Source organism: Gilliamella sp. Fer1-1 (genome assembly GCF_001690825.1).
In the GTDB taxonomy this organism is placed as follows: domain Bacteria; phylum Pseudomonadota; class Gammaproteobacteria; order Enterobacterales; family Orbaceae; genus Gilliamella; species Gilliamella apicola_C.
In genome coordinates this window covers 35,254-51,306 of sequence record NZ_LZGX01000051.1, presented here as the reverse complement: position 1 = coordinate 51,306, position 16,053 = coordinate 35,254, and the positions used below count along the sequence as shown (strand labels likewise).

Annotated in this window: 15 protein-coding genes and 1 pseudogene; 9 read left to right on the top strand and 7 right to left on the bottom strand. The window is 34.7% G+C overall.

The window, feature by feature from the left end; genetic code table 11:
- Positions 1-422: 422 nt before the first annotated feature.
- Together A9G28_RS07200 and A9G28_RS07195 are read right to left on the bottom strand one after the other, a co-directional pair.
- Complete coding sequence (locus tag A9G28_RS07200; protein ID WP_065580219.1) at positions 423-1,307, bottom strand: putative type VI secretion system effector; 885 nt, start codon at positions 1,305-1,307, stop codon at positions 423-425.
- Between the two features lie 18 nt (positions 1,308-1,325).
- The gene (locus A9G28_RS07195; protein ID WP_065580218.1) at positions 1,326-1,991 is read right to left on the bottom strand and encodes a hypothetical protein; all 666 of its coding nucleotides are present in this window, start codon (positions 1,989-1,991) and stop codon (positions 1,326-1,328) included.
- A 675-nt stretch (positions 1,992-2,666) separates the two neighbouring features.
- Between A9G28_RS07195 and A9G28_RS13065 the strand changes: the two are divergent.
- From A9G28_RS13065 to agp, 9 genes and pseudogenes are all read left to right on the top strand, one after another.
- Positions 2,667-2,880: pseudogene (locus A9G28_RS13065) on the top strand (transposase); the annotation flags it as partial.
- 384 nt (positions 2,881-3,264) lie between these two features.
- Complete coding sequence (gene agaR / locus A9G28_RS07190) at positions 3,265-4,047, top strand: transcriptional repressor AgaR (protein WP_065567824.1); 783 nt, start codon at positions 3,265-3,267, stop codon at positions 4,045-4,047.
- Between the two features lie 49 nt (positions 4,048-4,096).
- Positions 4,097-5,263, top strand: coding sequence for an SIS domain-containing protein (locus A9G28_RS07185; protein WP_065580217.1), 1,167 nt, complete (start codon positions 4,097-4,099; stop codon positions 5,261-5,263).
- A 46-nt stretch (positions 5,264-5,309) separates the two neighbouring features.
- A complete protein-coding gene (gene agaV, locus A9G28_RS07180) occupies positions 5,310-5,798 on the top strand; it encodes a PTS N-acetylgalactosamine transporter subunit IIB (protein ID WP_065567826.1) in 489 nt (162 codons plus the stop codon).
- A 13-nt stretch (positions 5,799-5,811) separates the two neighbouring features.
- The gene (agaW, locus tag A9G28_RS07175; RefSeq protein WP_065580216.1) at positions 5,812-6,597 is read left to right on the top strand and encodes a PTS N-acetylgalactosamine transporter subunit IIC; all 786 of its coding nucleotides are present in this window, start codon (positions 5,812-5,814) and stop codon (positions 6,595-6,597) included.
- Positions 6,587-7,480: a PTS system mannose/fructose/sorbose family transporter subunit IID gene (locus A9G28_RS07170; RefSeq protein WP_065580215.1), complete on the top strand. Its 894-nt coding sequence runs from the start codon at positions 6,587-6,589 to the stop codon at positions 7,478-7,480. The genes agaW and A9G28_RS07170 overlap by 11 nt, the downstream gene beginning before the upstream one ends.
- A 10-nt stretch (positions 7,481-7,490) precedes the next feature.
- Entirely contained in the window at positions 7,491-7,928 is a 438-nt protein-coding gene (gene agaF, locus A9G28_RS07165) for a PTS galactosamine/N-acetylgalactosamine transporter subunit IIA (protein ID WP_065580214.1), read from the top strand.
- On the top strand, positions 7,918-9,084 hold the full coding sequence (gene nagA, locus A9G28_RS07160) for an N-acetylglucosamine-6-phosphate deacetylase (protein ID WP_065580213.1): 1,167 nt from the start codon (positions 7,918-7,920) through the stop codon (positions 9,082-9,084). The genes agaF and nagA overlap by 11 nt, the downstream gene beginning before the upstream one ends.
- A gap of 104 nt (positions 9,085-9,188) precedes the next feature.
- The gene (agp, locus tag A9G28_RS07155) at positions 9,189-10,454 is read left to right on the top strand and encodes a bifunctional glucose-1-phosphatase/inositol phosphatase (protein WP_081301527.1); all 1,266 of its coding nucleotides are present in this window, start codon (positions 9,189-9,191) and stop codon (positions 10,452-10,454) included.
- 210 nt (positions 10,455-10,664) lie between these two features.
- Here the strand turns inward: agp and A9G28_RS07150 are convergent, their stop codons facing one another.
- The 5 genes from A9G28_RS07150 to A9G28_RS07130 form a co-directional block, all read right to left on the bottom strand.
- On the bottom strand, positions 10,665-11,519 hold the full coding sequence (locus tag A9G28_RS07150) for a tagatose bisphosphate family class II aldolase (RefSeq protein WP_065580212.1): 855 nt from the start codon (positions 11,517-11,519) through the stop codon (positions 10,665-10,667).
- A 23-nt stretch (positions 11,520-11,542) separates the two neighbouring features.
- Positions 11,543-12,487, bottom strand: coding sequence for a tagatose-6-phosphate kinase (gene lacC / locus A9G28_RS07145; RefSeq protein WP_065580211.1), 945 nt, complete (start codon positions 12,485-12,487; stop codon positions 11,543-11,545).
- A gap of 187 nt (positions 12,488-12,674) precedes the next feature.
- On the bottom strand, positions 12,675-13,448 hold the full coding sequence (locus A9G28_RS07140; protein WP_065580210.1) for a DeoR/GlpR family DNA-binding transcription regulator: 774 nt from the start codon (positions 13,446-13,448) through the stop codon (positions 12,675-12,677).
- 92 nt (positions 13,449-13,540) lie between these two features.
- Positions 13,541-14,584, bottom strand: a complete 1,044-nt coding sequence (locus tag A9G28_RS07135) for an alcohol dehydrogenase catalytic domain-containing protein (RefSeq protein ID WP_065580209.1) — start codon at positions 14,582-14,584, stop codon at positions 13,541-13,543.
- Positions 14,585-14,700: 116 nt separating this feature from the next.
- A complete protein-coding gene (locus tag A9G28_RS07130; protein WP_065580208.1) occupies positions 14,701-16,050 on the bottom strand; it encodes a PTS galactitol transporter subunit IIC in 1,350 nt (449 codons plus the stop codon).
- Between the last annotated feature and the right edge of the window lie 3 nt (positions 16,051-16,053).

Here is a 16,053-nt window from a genome sequence, read left to right as displayed (position 1 = left end):
GGGATAGTTATACGCAGACAATATTTATGAGGTATTGCTCGCTTAACTGACGGCTCAACGCATATTTTTTTATTCGTCCGACATTAAGAGAGCTTTAGCCTTTTTTAGTATTTCTTTCTCCAATTCAAGTCATTTTATCTTTTTCTCCATAGCTTGAATTATTTGGTGCTCTCGGGTTAGCGCACTTGATTCACTTGTCGTTCTAACTTTTGTATTTGTGCATTAATTTCAATCGGGTTTGGCTATGGCATAAAGTTTATAATTGTCATATTACAATTTAGCTACCACAATCACTTCATCTCCCCAATAAGACAGCATAGAATTAGTTACTGTTCGTGGCCATGATTTATCTACAATCTTATTTTGAGTTTTATAAAATAATTTTAGGTCATATTTGTACACTGTATTCCTTATTCATCTTTTTAATAATAAAAAAGATTATTATCATCAACTTTGCTTATATAGTTGATATTAGGTTTTTGATTATTTGGCTTATATTTTCTTTGAAACTTTAATTTCCAACATTTTCTATTAGTCAATTTTCTTAAATCAAGTCTTGATATTTTTTTGAAGTTTAAAGCCTTAAATATTTGCTCAGCTATTTTTACTTTAGTTTTAAAGCTGTCTTTTAAAGCAATAATAAAACCAATAACAGCTAAGAAACCAAAAGTCATTACAGCAGCTGACATTTCATTTAAATAACTATTACTTAAAGTAACAACCTCGTTTAAACCATGATAGTATATAGAGATGCCAGTCATAACTAGCAAAGCAACCATTAAAGTCATAATAGTGCATTTAAAACAAAACACTGAATAAGCCCAACGCCCCCTAAAACAATTTGGGCAAACACAAATTAACCGTTCATCGGGTTTGGCTATGGCATAAAGTTCGTAATGGTCATGTTGCCATTCAGCTACTACAATCACTTCATCTCCTGGTTGAAATGGACAATCTCCAACCCACCCTCGATAAATCTCTTTTTCAATTTGTACATTGACAAAGTTAGCATTACGCAAAACAGGGGCAGTTTTTGACATACCTGTTAAACCCACTTGTCCCCGTAATGTGCCTATAATTGCCCCTATTTGTGCTGCTCTTTCGGTTCTTTCCATTGATTCTTGCATATTTTGGTACGATTCAACTTCAAAAGCTTGTTGTTGCATTTGTAAATCAATGCTTTTTATTGTGCCACGAATACAAGTAAATTCATCGCCCAGACAAGGTAAAACCGGTGGTGTAGCGTGATGTCGCCACGATTTATCTACCATTTTATTTTGAATTTTATAAAGGGTTTTTAGAGTCATATTTTTATCGCTCTTAGTTTAGTGAATAAGGGGATTTAATTGGAATTTTGAATTATTTTCGGAATTGATGCCTAAAATGTCATTAAACGATAAATCGGAAAGGATTGAGCTATCCCAACCAATATAAGTTAAAAAACTATCAGTAGCTTGTTCGACTTCTTCTTGACTTTCTTCTATCTTCATTAGTTTTTTAAAGGCTGTTAGTTCTGCGTCAAAATTTGGGGATACATTACGATCATATTGAGTGCCAAAACGGGTTGCTCTAATCCATTTTTGGATATCGTCATCAGCAATCAATGTCCAAACAAATTCTAATGCCATTGAAAATAATTGCACCCACCATGTGGCAAAAACGGTAATAATTTTCAATCCAGCCATTACTATAAACCTATTAATAATAAATCGACTAGCTAATTTAGGCGACATTTTTAACAGGACTAAACTAGATTTTTGATTAAGGAACGCATCGGGCGATAAGGTCTTGTTAGCGCTGGTAAAGGTAATGGCATAACGCCAAAGCTGGTTTAACTGCTCATCACCATCAACATGCAAAACTGAAATCGGTGCGGTCAGCCCATCAACGGTTAAGGTATAGCGGTTATGGCTAACACCCCCTAAGCCGGCCATTAAATGGCTAAACTCACCACCAAGTTGATCCAAAAGGCGATTAAGTTCATTCGACATGTTTTGCTCTCCTATTATTCCTCATAATTTATTCCGTTTATTTTTATTTTAGTTATTATTTAATCGTATACTCAGTATGACTGAGTGCAAAAAACAGACAATTCAGCCAAAAAGCATACACTGTTTTAGTGTGAAATTTAATCTTTTTTTTAAATTGTTAAATAAATAGTGTTTAATATTAATTGTTTATATTAGTTAAATCAGTCAGTGATAACCGTTTAACGCTTTGGCTGAATAAGGGATTTAAGCCATTTGATGCTTTATGAATAATAATTTATTAATTCCTTAAATTTAAAATGATTTTATACTGAAACGGTATAGATTCCTGAATATTTTTTACAAAAATGATTGTATTTTTGCGCCAATAAATAGGAGGAATAATGTTTATATAAAATCCTTATATAAATAGTAAGCCCATCCAAACAGCCAAGGGAAAGTAGAAAGTGTAATATGTCCTTTAAGCGTGAGGTATTATCCGTAAATATGGCATGAGTAATTCAACTTTCTATAAATGGCGGGAAAGTTAGCGATTTCTGATAAAGATGCGCATTAGATAATGCATAATCAACCAACTGTTTTTTGAACTCTGTGCTAAATTTTTTGATCATAATGTGTTCTCCTATGATTGTTAGTTATATTATAGGGGTGGTATTTGGCTATTTTTTGGGCTAGGTTCAATCATGGCGCTGCCATTGGGATAATCTAGCCACCTTTTTTGCCTATCCGAAAGATATTCGTAAGGCAATTTATACCACCAATACAATAGAATCACTGAACAGCGTCATTCGCCATGCTATCAAGAAGCGCAAGGTTTTTCCGACGGGTGATTCGGTGAAAAAGGTGATTCGAACAAGCATCAGAAAAATGGACAATGCCAACCCAAAACTAGAAAAGTGCAATGAGTCGGTTTATTATAGAATTTGGTGACAGAATTCCCTATCATCTTTAACCGGCAAAAACACAAAATGTAGGATAGGGTCTCAAATTATGAAATTTGTGATCTTAATCACACCACTAAATGAAATTTAATTTTTTTTAATTTTTTCCAGGCTTTTCTTTTTTTAATTATGAATTCTCTGATAATTACGTAATTAACCGGATTGTTACTCATTTCATACTATAAGCGATATTCCACTTTCCTTTCGTTTCGCTTCAAATAAAAAGGGTTTTTTACTTTTTTTTATTAAATTATTTTTGTGACCCACCTAACATTTTCATTCTATTCCTTATGATTAAATTTCATAAAATAACGTAATAAAAAGAATGGTCTATCATGAGCCAAGAAATAATCAATACATTACAACGCAGAGAAAAGATCATACATTTGCTTGAGAAAGAAAATACCGTATTAGTAAATAATTTGAGTAAATTGTTCAAAGTTTCAACCGTCACCATCCGTAATGATTTGCGATACTTAGAAAAAAAAGGATGCGCGTTTCGTTCATATGGTGGGGCAATGATCAATAAAGCTTTTGCCCTTGATAAACCACTACTTGATAAAAGTCGTATTAATTCAGACATAAAAAATAAAATTGCCCAAAAAGCCGCTAAGCTGGTCAATAACGGCGATCATATTATTCTTGATTCAGGATCGACTACCGCGTCCATGGTTCCATATTTGCTCCAAAAGAAAAATCTTATTGTATTTACAAATGCCATTAACATAGCTTATGAATTATCAAAGAATACCGAAATTGAGGTCATTGTTGCTGGCGGGAATATTAGAAAAAAAGCGTATTCCATTTCAGGGCCAACCGTTGAACAACAATTGAAGATGTATCACTTTGATAAGCTCTTTTTAGGTGTAGATGGTTTTGATCTAAACGCAGGGATCACCACTCCCAATTTTGGCGAAGCCTCAATTAATCGAATAATGTGCCAAGTATCTGAGCAGATTATTGCTATCACCGATTCTACAAAATTTGGTCGTAAAAGTTTCTGTATGATAGAAAAAATTAATCTTATTAATACATTAATCACTGATTCAAATATAAAACAAGATTATTTAAATCAATTAGATGAATTAGGTATTAACGTCATTATTGCTCATTCATAAATGATTATTGTCTTAACAATACAATTATTTAATAAAAAGGGAATATATTATGCAAAAATATTTAAATTATTCATTAGACTGGTTAGAACAACGTAATGCACAACATACGGCTAAAGAAATTTATCAACAACCACAGATTTGGCGTGAAGTGCTTAAATTAGTTACGCAAAAACAAGTTGAATTACAACAATTTCTACAACCATTACTTAATGATCCTGATTTAGACATCATTTTGACAGGAGCAGGATCATCGGCTTTTGGTGGTGTGGCTCTTGCCCCTTGGCTTCGAGAATGTATTCATCGCAATGTTTTTGCCTATGGCACAACTGAAATTGTGGCAACACCGCTACAATATTTTCGGACAAATAAAAAAACCTTGGTGGTATCGTTCGCTCGTTCAGGGAATAGTCCTGAAAGCGTTGCGGCGGTTAAACTTGCCGATCAATTAGTTCCCGATTGTTATCATCTATTTTTGACCTGCAACCCAAATAGCACGTTAACCGAGTATGCCTCTAAAGCCAATAATAAAAGCCGTATTTTTGAATTAATTATGCCTGAAGGGACAAATGATTTAGGTTTTGCCATGACATCAAGTATTAGCAGTATGATGCTAGCAACGTTATTAATTTTCGGCAATTTTGATGAGAAAAAAGCCCATGATGCGGTAACCAAAATTGCAAATATTAGTGAAGAAAAATTAACAAATTGGCAAACACTTACCAAGCAATTAGCCACAAAATCACATCGCCGTGTTGTTTACGTTGGCAGCGGTTGTTTTACTGGTATCGCTCAAGAATCAGCATTAAAGATCTTAGAACTCACCGCAGGTAAAATAGCCAGTCGATTTGATTCAATATTAGGATTACGTCACGGACCTAAATTTATGGTAGATAAGCAAAGTTTAGTTGTTTGCTTTTTCTCTAATGATACGTATATACATAAGTACGACACCGATCTATTTAATGAGCTTGCAAATGATCATATTGCCACCGATGTATTAGCACTAAGTGGTCAAGAATATAATCACCAGAATATATTATCAGTTGACTGCGATCTTGATGATTGCTGGCTTATCTTCCCTTACCTTATTTTTGCCCAAATGCTTGCTTTTGAGAAATCATTAAGCTGTGGATTAACTCCAGATAACCCTTGTCCAACAGGAGAAGTCAATAGAGTGGTAAAAGGTGTGACTATTTACCCTTTTAATAAAGTTTAAATAGATAGTTATTCAAAATTAATAAACTCAAAAAGGAGCAATGAATATGAGTACACCCAATATTCTTATGACACGTATTGATAATCGTTTAGTTCATGGTCAAGTTGGTGTAACTTGGGTTAATGCACTTGGATCTAATTTATTATTAGTCGCCAATGACAATGCAGCACAAGATCCTGTACAACAAAATTTAATGGATATGGTTATTTCTGAAGGAATTCAAACGCGTTATTTCACCCTTCAAAAAACCATTGATGTTATTGGCAGAGCCGCTACTCACCAAAAAATTTTTATTGTATGTAAAACTCCACAAGATGTTTTAACTTTAGTAAAAGGTGGTGTACCAATTAAATTTGTCAATGTAGGCAATATGCATTTTTCAGAAGGTAAAAAGCAAATACATAAAACCGTATCCGTTGATGACAGTGATATTGCGGCGTTTAAAGAGCTTAATCAATTAGGTGTCACTTGTGAAATTCGTCGCGTACCTGACGAAGTCGGCGAAAAAATCACAGATTTACTCAATTTATCTTAATGAGGGATGCGGTATGTTAATGGATGCATTATTGATTGGCATTCTGGCAGGTATAGCTGGTGTAGATCTATTTGATGGACTCACTCACCTGCACCGGCCGGTGGTAATTGGCCCTTTAGTTGGGCTAATTTTAGGTGATATAAAAACAGGGTTGTTTGTTGGTGGTTCACTAGAACTTGTATGGATGGGAATGGTGCCTTTAGCCGGTGCTCAACCGCCAAATGTAGTTATTGGAGGAATAATTGGCACAACATTTGCTATTTTAACTCACGCTGATCCTAAAATTGCTATTGGTATTGCTGTGCCTTTTGCCATCGCAGTACAAGGCTGTATCACTATTTTATTTACGATCTATTCACCTATGATGCATAAGTGCGATCGTTTTATTGATCAGCTCAATTTCAGAGGTATTGAATGGATTAACTATTTGGGTATGGTTATTTTATTTTGTTTTTATTTTATTGTTGCATTTTTACCTATTTATTTGGGGGCAGATACAGCAACGGCGCTAGTAAAAAAATCACCTCAATGGTTGCTTGATGGACTTAGTGTTGCTGGTGGTATGATGCCTGCTATTGGCTTTGCCATGTTAATGAAAATCATGATTAAGAAAACTTATGTTGCTTATTTCATTCTTGGTTTTCTTGGTGTTACTTACCTTAAACTCCCAATTTTAGCTATTGCATTGGGCGCATTAGCTATCGCGATGATCGATTTCTTTAATTATAACCGAGATAACAGCGACAAAGATAAACCAACAAGTTCAGTGGATTCAATGGAGGTGGAAGATGGGATTTAATGATGATGAGACTAAAATGGCAGCAAAAGCTGAACAACGAATGGAACAAGCATTAGCCACCAGTAAAACAACAGCCGATACTTATTATGACCAAAGTCAAGATGTCACTTTAACTAAAAGTGATATTAATCGTATGGCATTTCGATCACTTGCACTACAGGCTTCATTCAACTATGAACGAATGCAAGCTGGCGGTTGGCTTTTTACTATTTTACCAGCCTTATGTAAGATTCATAAAAACAAGGATGATTTGAAAAACTCTATGCACATGCATATGGAATTTATCAACCTACACCCTTTTGATGCGACCTTTTTATCCGGCTTAGTGTTAGCGATGGAAAGAGGAAAGGAAAATATTTCAACGATCCGAAGTGTTAAGGTTGCTTTAATGGGGCCATTAGGCGGCATTGGTGATGCATTATTTTGGTTAACTTTATTACCAATATGTGCAGGTATTGGCGCATCATTAGCTCTAGATGGCAGTTTGTTTGGTCCTATTATCTTTTTATTATTATTTAATATTGCTCACTTCGGTTTACGTTTTGGACTGGCTCATTACGGTTATCGTGCAGGTACCAGCGCATTACCTTTATTAAAAACCCATACAAAGCGGATTTCACATGCAGCATCCATTGTCGGAATGACTGTCATTGGCGCGCTAATTGCCTCGTATGTACATTTAACAACGCCACTAGAAATCCATATAGGTCAAACGCACATCGCTTTACAAGCTGATGTTTTTGATAAATTAATGCCTAACTTATTACCACTAGGATTTACGCTCATTGTTTATTTCTTGATGCGACGTAATTTTTCCCCAGTTAAATTAATTGGTTTAACCGTTGTAATTGGCGTTTTGGGCAAATTAGTAGACTTTTTATAGAGGAAACATAATGGTCGGAGTAATTTTAACAGGCCACGGTAGCTTTGCTACTGGCCTTTACCAAGCGGCAACCCAAATTGTGGGAACACAAGCACAATTTGATGCGATTGATTTTCCTGATGGTATGAGTAGTGAATCATTTGAACAACAATTAGCCACATCATTAGAACAGTGTAATAAAGGTGACGGTGTTATTTTTTTGACGGATATCGTTGGCGGTACACCGTTTAAAGTCTCTGCAATGCTAAGTTTTCAATTTAAGCATATTGAAGTAATTAGTGGCATTAATATGCCACTTTTACTTGAAATTTTATTACAACGAGATGTATTAGATATACAAACTTTGCGTTTAGAAACCATCAAAAACGCTAAAAATAGTATCAGTAGTCTATGGCATGAACAGCAAAAAAAGTCATCTATCAATAAGGAGTTTGCCGATGGGATATAAAACAATTTATGCCAAACGACTATTAACTTCAACAGGCTGGCTAGAAAATACGGTCATCCGCATTGAAGGTGATAAAATTAGTGATATTAATGTAAGTGATAAGCCGTGCTCAACCGATATTAAAGTATTGCCTGCGCTCATTGATACCCATATCCATGGGGTCATGGGAGCAGATACCATGGATGCGACGCACAACTCATTAAATACAATGAGCTGTTTTTTAGCTAAACATGGTGTTGGTGCTTTTTTAGCAACAACCGTAACTGAAAGTCATGAAAAAATTGAAGCCGCATTAATACAAGTTAAAAACAGTATAAAACAAGGAGTAGATGGCGCAACCTTATTAGGCTCATATTTAGAAGGTCCCTTTTTTACAGCGATCCACAAAGGAGCTCATCCAGAGGAGTTATTACACAACCCCGAACTCACATTAATAAAAAAATGGTTAAAACTATCAGAAGGAACCTTAAAAAGCATTGCTTTATCGCCTGAATATCCTGAGTCACTATCAATAATAAAATGGCTATGCGCCCAAAAAGTTCGTGTTATGCTTGGGCATACTAATGCAGACTATCAAACAACTAAATTGGCACTCTTAGCAGGGGCTAGTGGTGTAGTTCATTGTTATAACGGTATGTCTGGATTAAATCATCGCCAACCGGGTGTTGTTGGGGCTGCTTTGTCCATGAATAATTGCCAAACAGAAATAATCGTAGATGGATATCATGTTCATCCCGCCGCGGTTGCTATCACCCACCATTGTTGTGGTGAAAATCTATTGCTTATCACTGACGCAATGCGAGCAACAGGAATGCCTAATGGTGATTACCATTTAGGAAAATTATTAGTACATAAGCATGATAATGTAGTGCAAACCGAAGCCGGTGGTTTATCAGGTAGTGTTTTAACGTTAGATCGCGCTGTGCATAACTTAGCTAAGTTTACTAATATTTGTTTTGAATCGGCTTGGTTGCATGGTAGCTATTACCCAGCCAAAGCATTAGGAATGGATCACGAGTTAGGCAGTGTTACCCCAAATAAACGCGCTAACTTGGTATTACTTGATAACGAGAATGATTTAATTGCTACCATTGTTAATGGAAATGTCGTTTACAAATCAAAAAAATTCAAGGAACAATATTTATCAGATAGATAATGATTTTGTGTCATATTAAGTAAAATGGCATAAAATAAATTTTTAAAAATTACTTACTAAATGATGTAATAAGTAATGCAATAAGGAACATAAAAGGAACTCATATGAAAAAAACAATATTAAATGCAATGTTAAGTTTTGCATGTATTTTATCATTTCCAACGTATGCAATAGATAATCATGATGACTACACTTTAGAACAAGTGGTTGTTTTTAGCCGCCATGGTTTACGTGCTCCGTTAGCCAGCCCAACGAGTACTCTTGGTAAAATCACCCCCAATCAATGGCCACAATGGGATACCCCTGCCAGTTATTTAACAATCCGTGGCGGCATATTAGAAAACTATTTTGGTCATTATTTTAGTGAATGGTTAACTGATAATAAACTGCTACCTGCTGACAGCTGTCCTAGCGAAAAAGATGTCTATATTTATACTAATAGCCTACAAAGAACTATTGCCACAGGACAATATTTTACCGTTGGAGCCTTCCCTGGTTGTATTTTGCCAATCATACATAAAGAAGAATTAGGTAAAATGGATCCATTGTTTTTTCCTGTAATTAAAGATGATAGCATTGAATTTAAACAAGCAGCTATTACTTCAATTAATAAGAACGCGGATATAAATGGTATTACTGGTTTAAACAAAAATCTAAAAAGCATATATCAAGATATGGCAAATATAATTGATTACCAAAAATCAAAAAATTGCATTACTGATAAACAATGTGATTTTTTTTCCTCACCAACAGAATTGATAATAGAAAAAGGTAAAGAACCAGGTATCACTGGTCCACTGCGTGTAGGTACATCAATTGCCGATGCCTTTATTTTACAATATTATGAAGGAGCACCGTTAAACAACGTTGCTTGGGGTAAAATAAAAGACGAACAACAATTTAAACAACTTGTGACCATTAAAGAAAGCTATAATACCGTGCTATTCGGTTCGCCAGTTATTGCAAAACATGTTGCGGCAAATTTAGTTAATTATATTAATTCGGCTTTTTCTGATAATGATAATAAAGAAACAACCAAATTTACTCTTTTAGTCGGACATGATTCAAACGTTGCTTCGTTATTTTCAGCGATGCAAATCCAGCCTTATCACTTACCGAACCAATTTGAAACAACGCCGATTGGCGGTAAAATTGTATTCCAAAAATGGCGTGATAATCGCAGTGGTGACAAATTGATGAAAATTGAGTATTTTTATCAATCAACTAAACAAATTCGTGATTTATCACCATTAAATCGTAATAATCCACCACAAAAAGTCACGTTGACTATGACAAATTGCCCAACGAATGCAATGGGGTTCTGCTCTTTTTCAACATTTAAACACGTGATGAGTAATATCACTAATTAATTAGTACTATTCATAATAAGCACGTCTTTATTGCTTATTATGAATATAATCAACACATAAGAATATTACCTTTATCAATTTCTATATTATTTTCTAAGTTTTTTTATAAATTATTATTGGTTGATAAATTTTAACCAGCAGTATCAACTACTGGTTATGAATTTATAAAAAGGCTACCTAAATCAAAAAATAATTATTTTAGATTTCATACTATAATTTGCCTTCGCTACCACAAATGCGGATTTTATCTGCGACAATTTTTTTCATTGCGGTTTTTGCTGGTTGCATGTAATGCCTTGGATCATTGGCATCAGGATGTTGTTTAAAATCTTGTTTTAAAGCATCTGAAAAAGCAATTTTTAATTCTGTTGCTACATTAACTTTACAAATTCCTAATGAAATTGACTGTTTCACCATCTGCTCAGGTATGCCAGAAGCGCCATGTAAAACCAATGGAATATCGACTTTATCACGAATTTTTGCTAAACGATCAAAATCCAGTTTAGGTTCGCCTTTATATAAGCCATGAGCAGAACCAATGGCGACCGCTAAAGAATCAATCTTTGTTCTCTCAACATACTCTTTGGCCGCATCGGGATCAGTAAAAGCACTGTCTTTAGCATCAACAATAAGATCGTCTTCTTGCCCGCCTAATCGACCCAATTCTGCTTCAACACTCGCATTGTATTTGTGGCTAAAAGCAACCATTTTGCTAACAATATCAATATTTTCTTCAAATGGATAATGAGAAGCATCAATCATAATAGATCGAATTCCTGCCTCTATTTTGGTTTGAATATCATTGATATCTTCATGATGATCTAAATGTAAAGCAAAAGGAAAATGATTAATGCTTGCCGCCGTTTTACAAATGCTAATTAAATAATTTATTCCTGCATAACTATAAGTTCCAGATGTTGCAGCAAGTATCACCGGTGATTGCATCTCTTTAGCTGTATCAATTACAACTTGAATAGTTTCAAGATTGTGTATATTAAATGCAGGTACTGCATAACATTCACGTTGAGCCTTTTTTAACATTTCTTGACTTGAAATAAGATACATAATTTACTCCTTAAATAATCTATTTATTTTTCAATGATATGTATAACATTAACTTGACGGTAATAATGGTCATAGTTAGCCATATTGACAAAGCCGGTTTGCGGTTCCATTGTATTTAGCATTCCCATCGTCATTGCACGTTTAAGCATAACCTCTACAGTTTCATTTTCATGAATACTGGCAGCAAGTCCGGCTAATGTGACATCACCAGATCCAACTGGGTTAACCACAGTTATTTTAGGAATTGAAACTTGGTAATATTGATTGTGGCAGCGAGCAAAAGCGCCGTTTTGGCCTAGTGACAAAATAACAAAAGGAATGTCATTAAGTAATGGATGGTGCAGGGCTTTTATTAATGAGCTTGTATCATTTTCATCAATATCCATTTGAATAATTTGTTTTAGCTCATCTTTATTTGGTTTAATTAAGTAAGGTTTATCTTTTGATTTCAATACAGCAATTAACGTCTTACCTGAGCAATCAAGCAAAACAGGAATTTGATGCTTATTCGCTTTTTCAGTTAATTGGGTATAAAAATCGACGGGAAAACCTTGTGGTAATGACCCTGAAATAGTGATAACCGTCGATTGACTTAGTAATTTTTGATAGTGTCTCAAAAAAATATCGACATCGTGGTTATCTAATACCGGCCCTGATTCTAAGATTTCCGTTTGATATCCTTCATGTAAAATTGCAATACAGTTTCTTGACTCGTGTTGGGTAACATAAAAGTTATAATTAATATTATCGTTATCTAATTGCTTTTGAATATATTCCCCTGTTGTTCCACCAAGAATACCTGATGCAAGAACAGGAATTCCTGAATATTTTATGCCACGAGTAACGTTAAGTCCTTTCCCTCCTGCGGTTTTTTTTACCTCTGCAACTCGATTAATATCGTTAATAATTAATTTATTTAATGGGTACGATATATCCACTGAAGGGTTCATCGTAATTGTTAATATCATATTCTCACCTACGCATTAATAACGTTGGGAGAAATAACAAACTTAAATACCCGAAATCATTAAACCGACTTTACTAAAAAGAAAAAAATCACGCGTTTCTTTTATCAAACCTAAATAAGCAATCGTCTTTGGTTTTATGATAGGTTAAGTATATTTTAAAGAAAGTACACTATTGTAAACACAAATATTAAACCGCTATAAAACTAATACCCTTTGCCTCAAATTCATGCTTACAGCTATCGTCAACCTCATTGTCCGTAATGATTGTATTAAGTTGGCTAAGTGGTAACACCACGTTTATACCATTGCGCCCAAATTTTGATGAATCCAAAACAGCAACCACATTTTTGGCGGCATGAGCCATAATACTACTAATAGTGTAACCTTCATTAAAGGTTGTTATTCCTCTTTTTGCATCAATTCCATCCGCACCAACAAATAAAATATCAGCAGAAATGCCATCCAACGATTGCTCAGCAATTTTTCCATGAAAAGAACGAGTCTTGTGCCTAAGCGTACCACCACACATAAATAACATAATGTCACTATTGTCGGATAATATAAATGCTGAGGTAAGACTATTGGTAATAACCGTAATATGCTTCAATTTCACAAGCTCTTCAGCTATCAACATGGTGGTACTACCACTATCTAAAATAATGGTATCACCCTCTTTAACATATTTAACCGCTTCAATTGCAATACGCTTTTTAGCTTCTATAAACCGCTGATAACGTTCTTCTAATTGCAGCTCTTTAAATGATCTTGTATCACTGTTATTAATGATTTTGGTTGCACCACCATGAAAGCGTGTTAGTTCTCCTTGTTTTTCTAACAATCTAAGATCAGTTCTAGTTGTTACTTCTGAAACATTAAATTGTTCTGATAAATCACAAACTAACACAGTTCCTTTTATATTAAGGAGCTCTACTATTTGTTGACGTCTTTCACTTGCATTCATAATATTTCCTTTTTCGAAAATTTTTTAGCAGTGTATAACAAACAAAATCAAAAAATAAGTTTTCATTTTTAATAACTGACTAAATCAAATAACTAAATGCAATTTAATAAAATTTTGCCATTCATAGAACGTCCATTTAAAGCGCTAATTTGTCTAATAAATGACTCAAAATCACCAACACTCGCAATAAGTTCATTAAGTTTGATTTTTCCATCTATAAAATACTGGCTAACTAGCTCCCATTCTTTCCCTGGCCATGGAGCAGAATAATTCATCCAACTACCTAACATTTGTAATTCTTTCCGTAAAATAAGCCCAAATGTTTTTTCTGAAAGAGTAATATCATTATGAAGTGTACCAATCAAACCAACCTTTGCTCTTGGGCCTGCAATTTCAATAGCCAATCTGACCGTAATCGGGGAACCAGCTGTTTCTAATACAATTTGATCAAAGCGAGATGTAGATAAAGCCTGATGAATTTCTTCGGTAGTAAGGTCTTTAGAATTATAAATAGCATCTGCACCTAATTGTTTTGCAAGATTGAGCCGTTCATCATTGATATCTAACACGGCTATTGATTTCGCGCCCATTGCTTTTGCACATTGCATAGCAAGTAGCCCTATGGTTCCGCCGCCAACAATCACGACATTTTTTCCTTGGCATCCCTTTGCCAATAATAATGCATGCATTCCAACCGTCATTGGTTCAAAAAAAGCGCCCTCAAGCAGACTGATTCCTTTCGGTAATTTGAATGCGTTTTTCTTATCTAATACAACATATTCAGCAAAACCGCCTGTTATCCTTGAGCCAACAAAAGTATAATTTTTACAAAGTGAGTAGTAATGCTTTTGGCATTCATCACATTTAAAACAGGGTAATAATGGCACGCAAGAGATTAAATCACCAACTTCAAACTCGGTTACACCACTTCCTATTTCTACAATTGTGCCACTGAATTCATGCCCAAGCGTAATTGGATAAAAATGAGCGCCATGATGAAATATTCGTGGAATATCTGAACCACATAAGCCACAATAAGCAACTTTTACTAAAATTTGTTCTGAAGACGTTATTTTGGGGATTTCAATATTTTGTATTAATAAGGCTCCCTCTTCATTAACAACAACCGCTTTCATATTATTTTCCTTTATTGGCAATAAAATTATATTGAGGTGTAGCTTTTACTAGCTTTTTAGTGAAATCATTTTACTTATCTTGATAATTTTTATTTGAATTTATCTGTTTAAGCTATTTATTGAACTTTGGACAATAATTTGTTTTTTGCACGTTTCCATGTCAAAAATAAGCAAAATAAATAAAATATTCCAATAACTGCTAGCCCAATAGGTTGTTTCAAATTAACCAACTGAACCATAATGTAAGTAATCGGCGAGCCACCTTGATCCATTGCGGCGACCGAAACCCCATTATCTGCAGTAACAGTGCCAGCATTAATGGCTAGTTGAGTTGTCAATGGAATCATTTGTGTGGAAATCCAGAGTGTGATAGCAATAATGATTGAGCCTGACACAATAATTCTAAATAAATTACCTTGATGAACAGCAACTCCCATCGCGATAAAAAATCCAATTGTTGCCAAATCACCAAATGGTAAAACTTCGTTACCCGGCAAAATAATGGCAATGAAAATACTTAAAGGAATAAAAATTAAGCTAGCCGATACTACGGTTGAGTGGCCTAATAGCAGTGCGGGATCCAAACCAATTAAAAAATCTTGCCCACCAAATTTTGATTGTAAATGTTTACGGGCTTGTTTAGATATTGGCGTTAAACCATCCATAATAGGTTTAATCACTCGAGGCATTAATAACATTACCGCCGCAGTTTGAATAGCTAACTGCAATATTTCTTTTACGCCATATCCTGCTAGTAATCCTAAAATAATTCCCATAAATAAGCCTACTGTCACTGGCTCACCAAATGCACCAAACCGTTTTTGTATATCCACCGCATTAAAATTAATCTTATTAACGCCTGGAATCTTTTCAATGAATGCGTCAACAAAAACCGCAATTGGACCACAATAAGCCGATGTGCCATGAGGGACTGCAATACCATCAAGTTCAAAAAAATCTTTGGTATCTTTAGCAAACCAATCACCAAGTTTATAAGCAATAATGGCATGAACGATAACGCCAAGAATACCAAGCCAATAAGAGCCTGTAGCAATATAAACAAGTGCACCAGAAAATGTCATGTGCCATATATTCCAAATGTCCACATTAACGACTCGAGTTAATTTTAAAATTAACATAACAATATTTACTACAATTGCGATAGGAATGGCAACTAAAGCGATTTGTGATGCCCAAGTCATTGGCGCTGCACCTGGCCATCCTACATCAATAACATTTAAACTAATATCAAATCGTTCAGCCATCGCTTTAGCGGCTGGCCCAACCGAGCTAGTTAGCAATCCGACAACTAAGCCGATACCAACAAAACCAATACCTATATGAATACCCGCTTTTAAGGCATCACCCACTTTCATTCTTAATACCAAAGAAAAAAGAATTATTACAATGGGTAACATTACCGATGGACCAAGATCCAAAATATACTGCATAATTTCAGTAAACATAGA

Coding starts and splice junctions, on each gene's coding strand:
- A9G28_RS07185 (WP_065580217.1), top strand. CDS start 4,097: ATGCAAAAATATTTAAATTATTCATTAGACTGGTTAGAACAACGTAAT.
- lacC (WP_065580211.1), bottom strand. CDS start 12,487: ATGATATTAACAATTACGATGAACCCTTCAGTGGATATATCGTACCCA.
- agaF (WP_065580214.1), top strand. CDS start 7,491: ATGGTCGGAGTAATTTTAACAGGCCACGGTAGCTTTGCTACTGGCCTT.
- A9G28_RS07170 (WP_065580215.1), top strand. CDS start 6,587: ATGGGATTTAATGATGATGAGACTAAAATGGCAGCAAAAGCTGAACAA.
- nagA (WP_065580213.1), top strand. CDS start 7,918: ATGGGATATAAAACAATTTATGCCAAACGACTATTAACTTCAACAGGC.
- agaR (WP_065567824.1), top strand. CDS start 3,265: ATGAGCCAAGAAATAATCAATACATTACAACGCAGAGAAAAGATCATA.
- agaV (WP_065567826.1), top strand. CDS start 5,310: ATGAGTACACCCAATATTCTTATGACACGTATTGATAATCGTTTAGTT.
- agp (WP_081301527.1), top strand. CDS start 9,189: ATGAAAAAAACAATATTAAATGCAATGTTAAGTTTTGCATGTATTTTA.
- agaW (WP_065580216.1), top strand. CDS start 5,812: ATGTTAATGGATGCATTATTGATTGGCATTCTGGCAGGTATAGCTGGT.
- A9G28_RS07195 (WP_065580218.1), bottom strand. CDS start 1,991: ATGTCGAATGAACTTAATCGCCTTTTGGATCAACTTGGTGGTGAGTTT.
- A9G28_RS07150 (WP_065580212.1), bottom strand. CDS start 11,519: ATGTATCTTATTTCAAGTCAAGAAATGTTAAAAAAGGCTCAACGTGAA.
- A9G28_RS07200 (WP_065580219.1), bottom strand. CDS start 1,307: ATGACTCTAAAAACCCTTTATAAAATTCAAAATAAAATGGTAGATAAA.
- A9G28_RS07130 (WP_065580208.1), bottom strand. CDS start 16,050: ATGTTTACTGAAATTATGCAGTATATTTTGGATCTTGGTCCATCGGTA.
- A9G28_RS07140 (WP_065580210.1), bottom strand. CDS start 13,448: ATGAATGCAAGTGAAAGACGTCAACAAATAGTAGAGCTCCTTAATATA.
- A9G28_RS07135 (WP_065580209.1), bottom strand. CDS start 14,584: ATGAAAGCGGTTGTTGTTAATGAAGAGGGAGCCTTATTAATACAAAAT.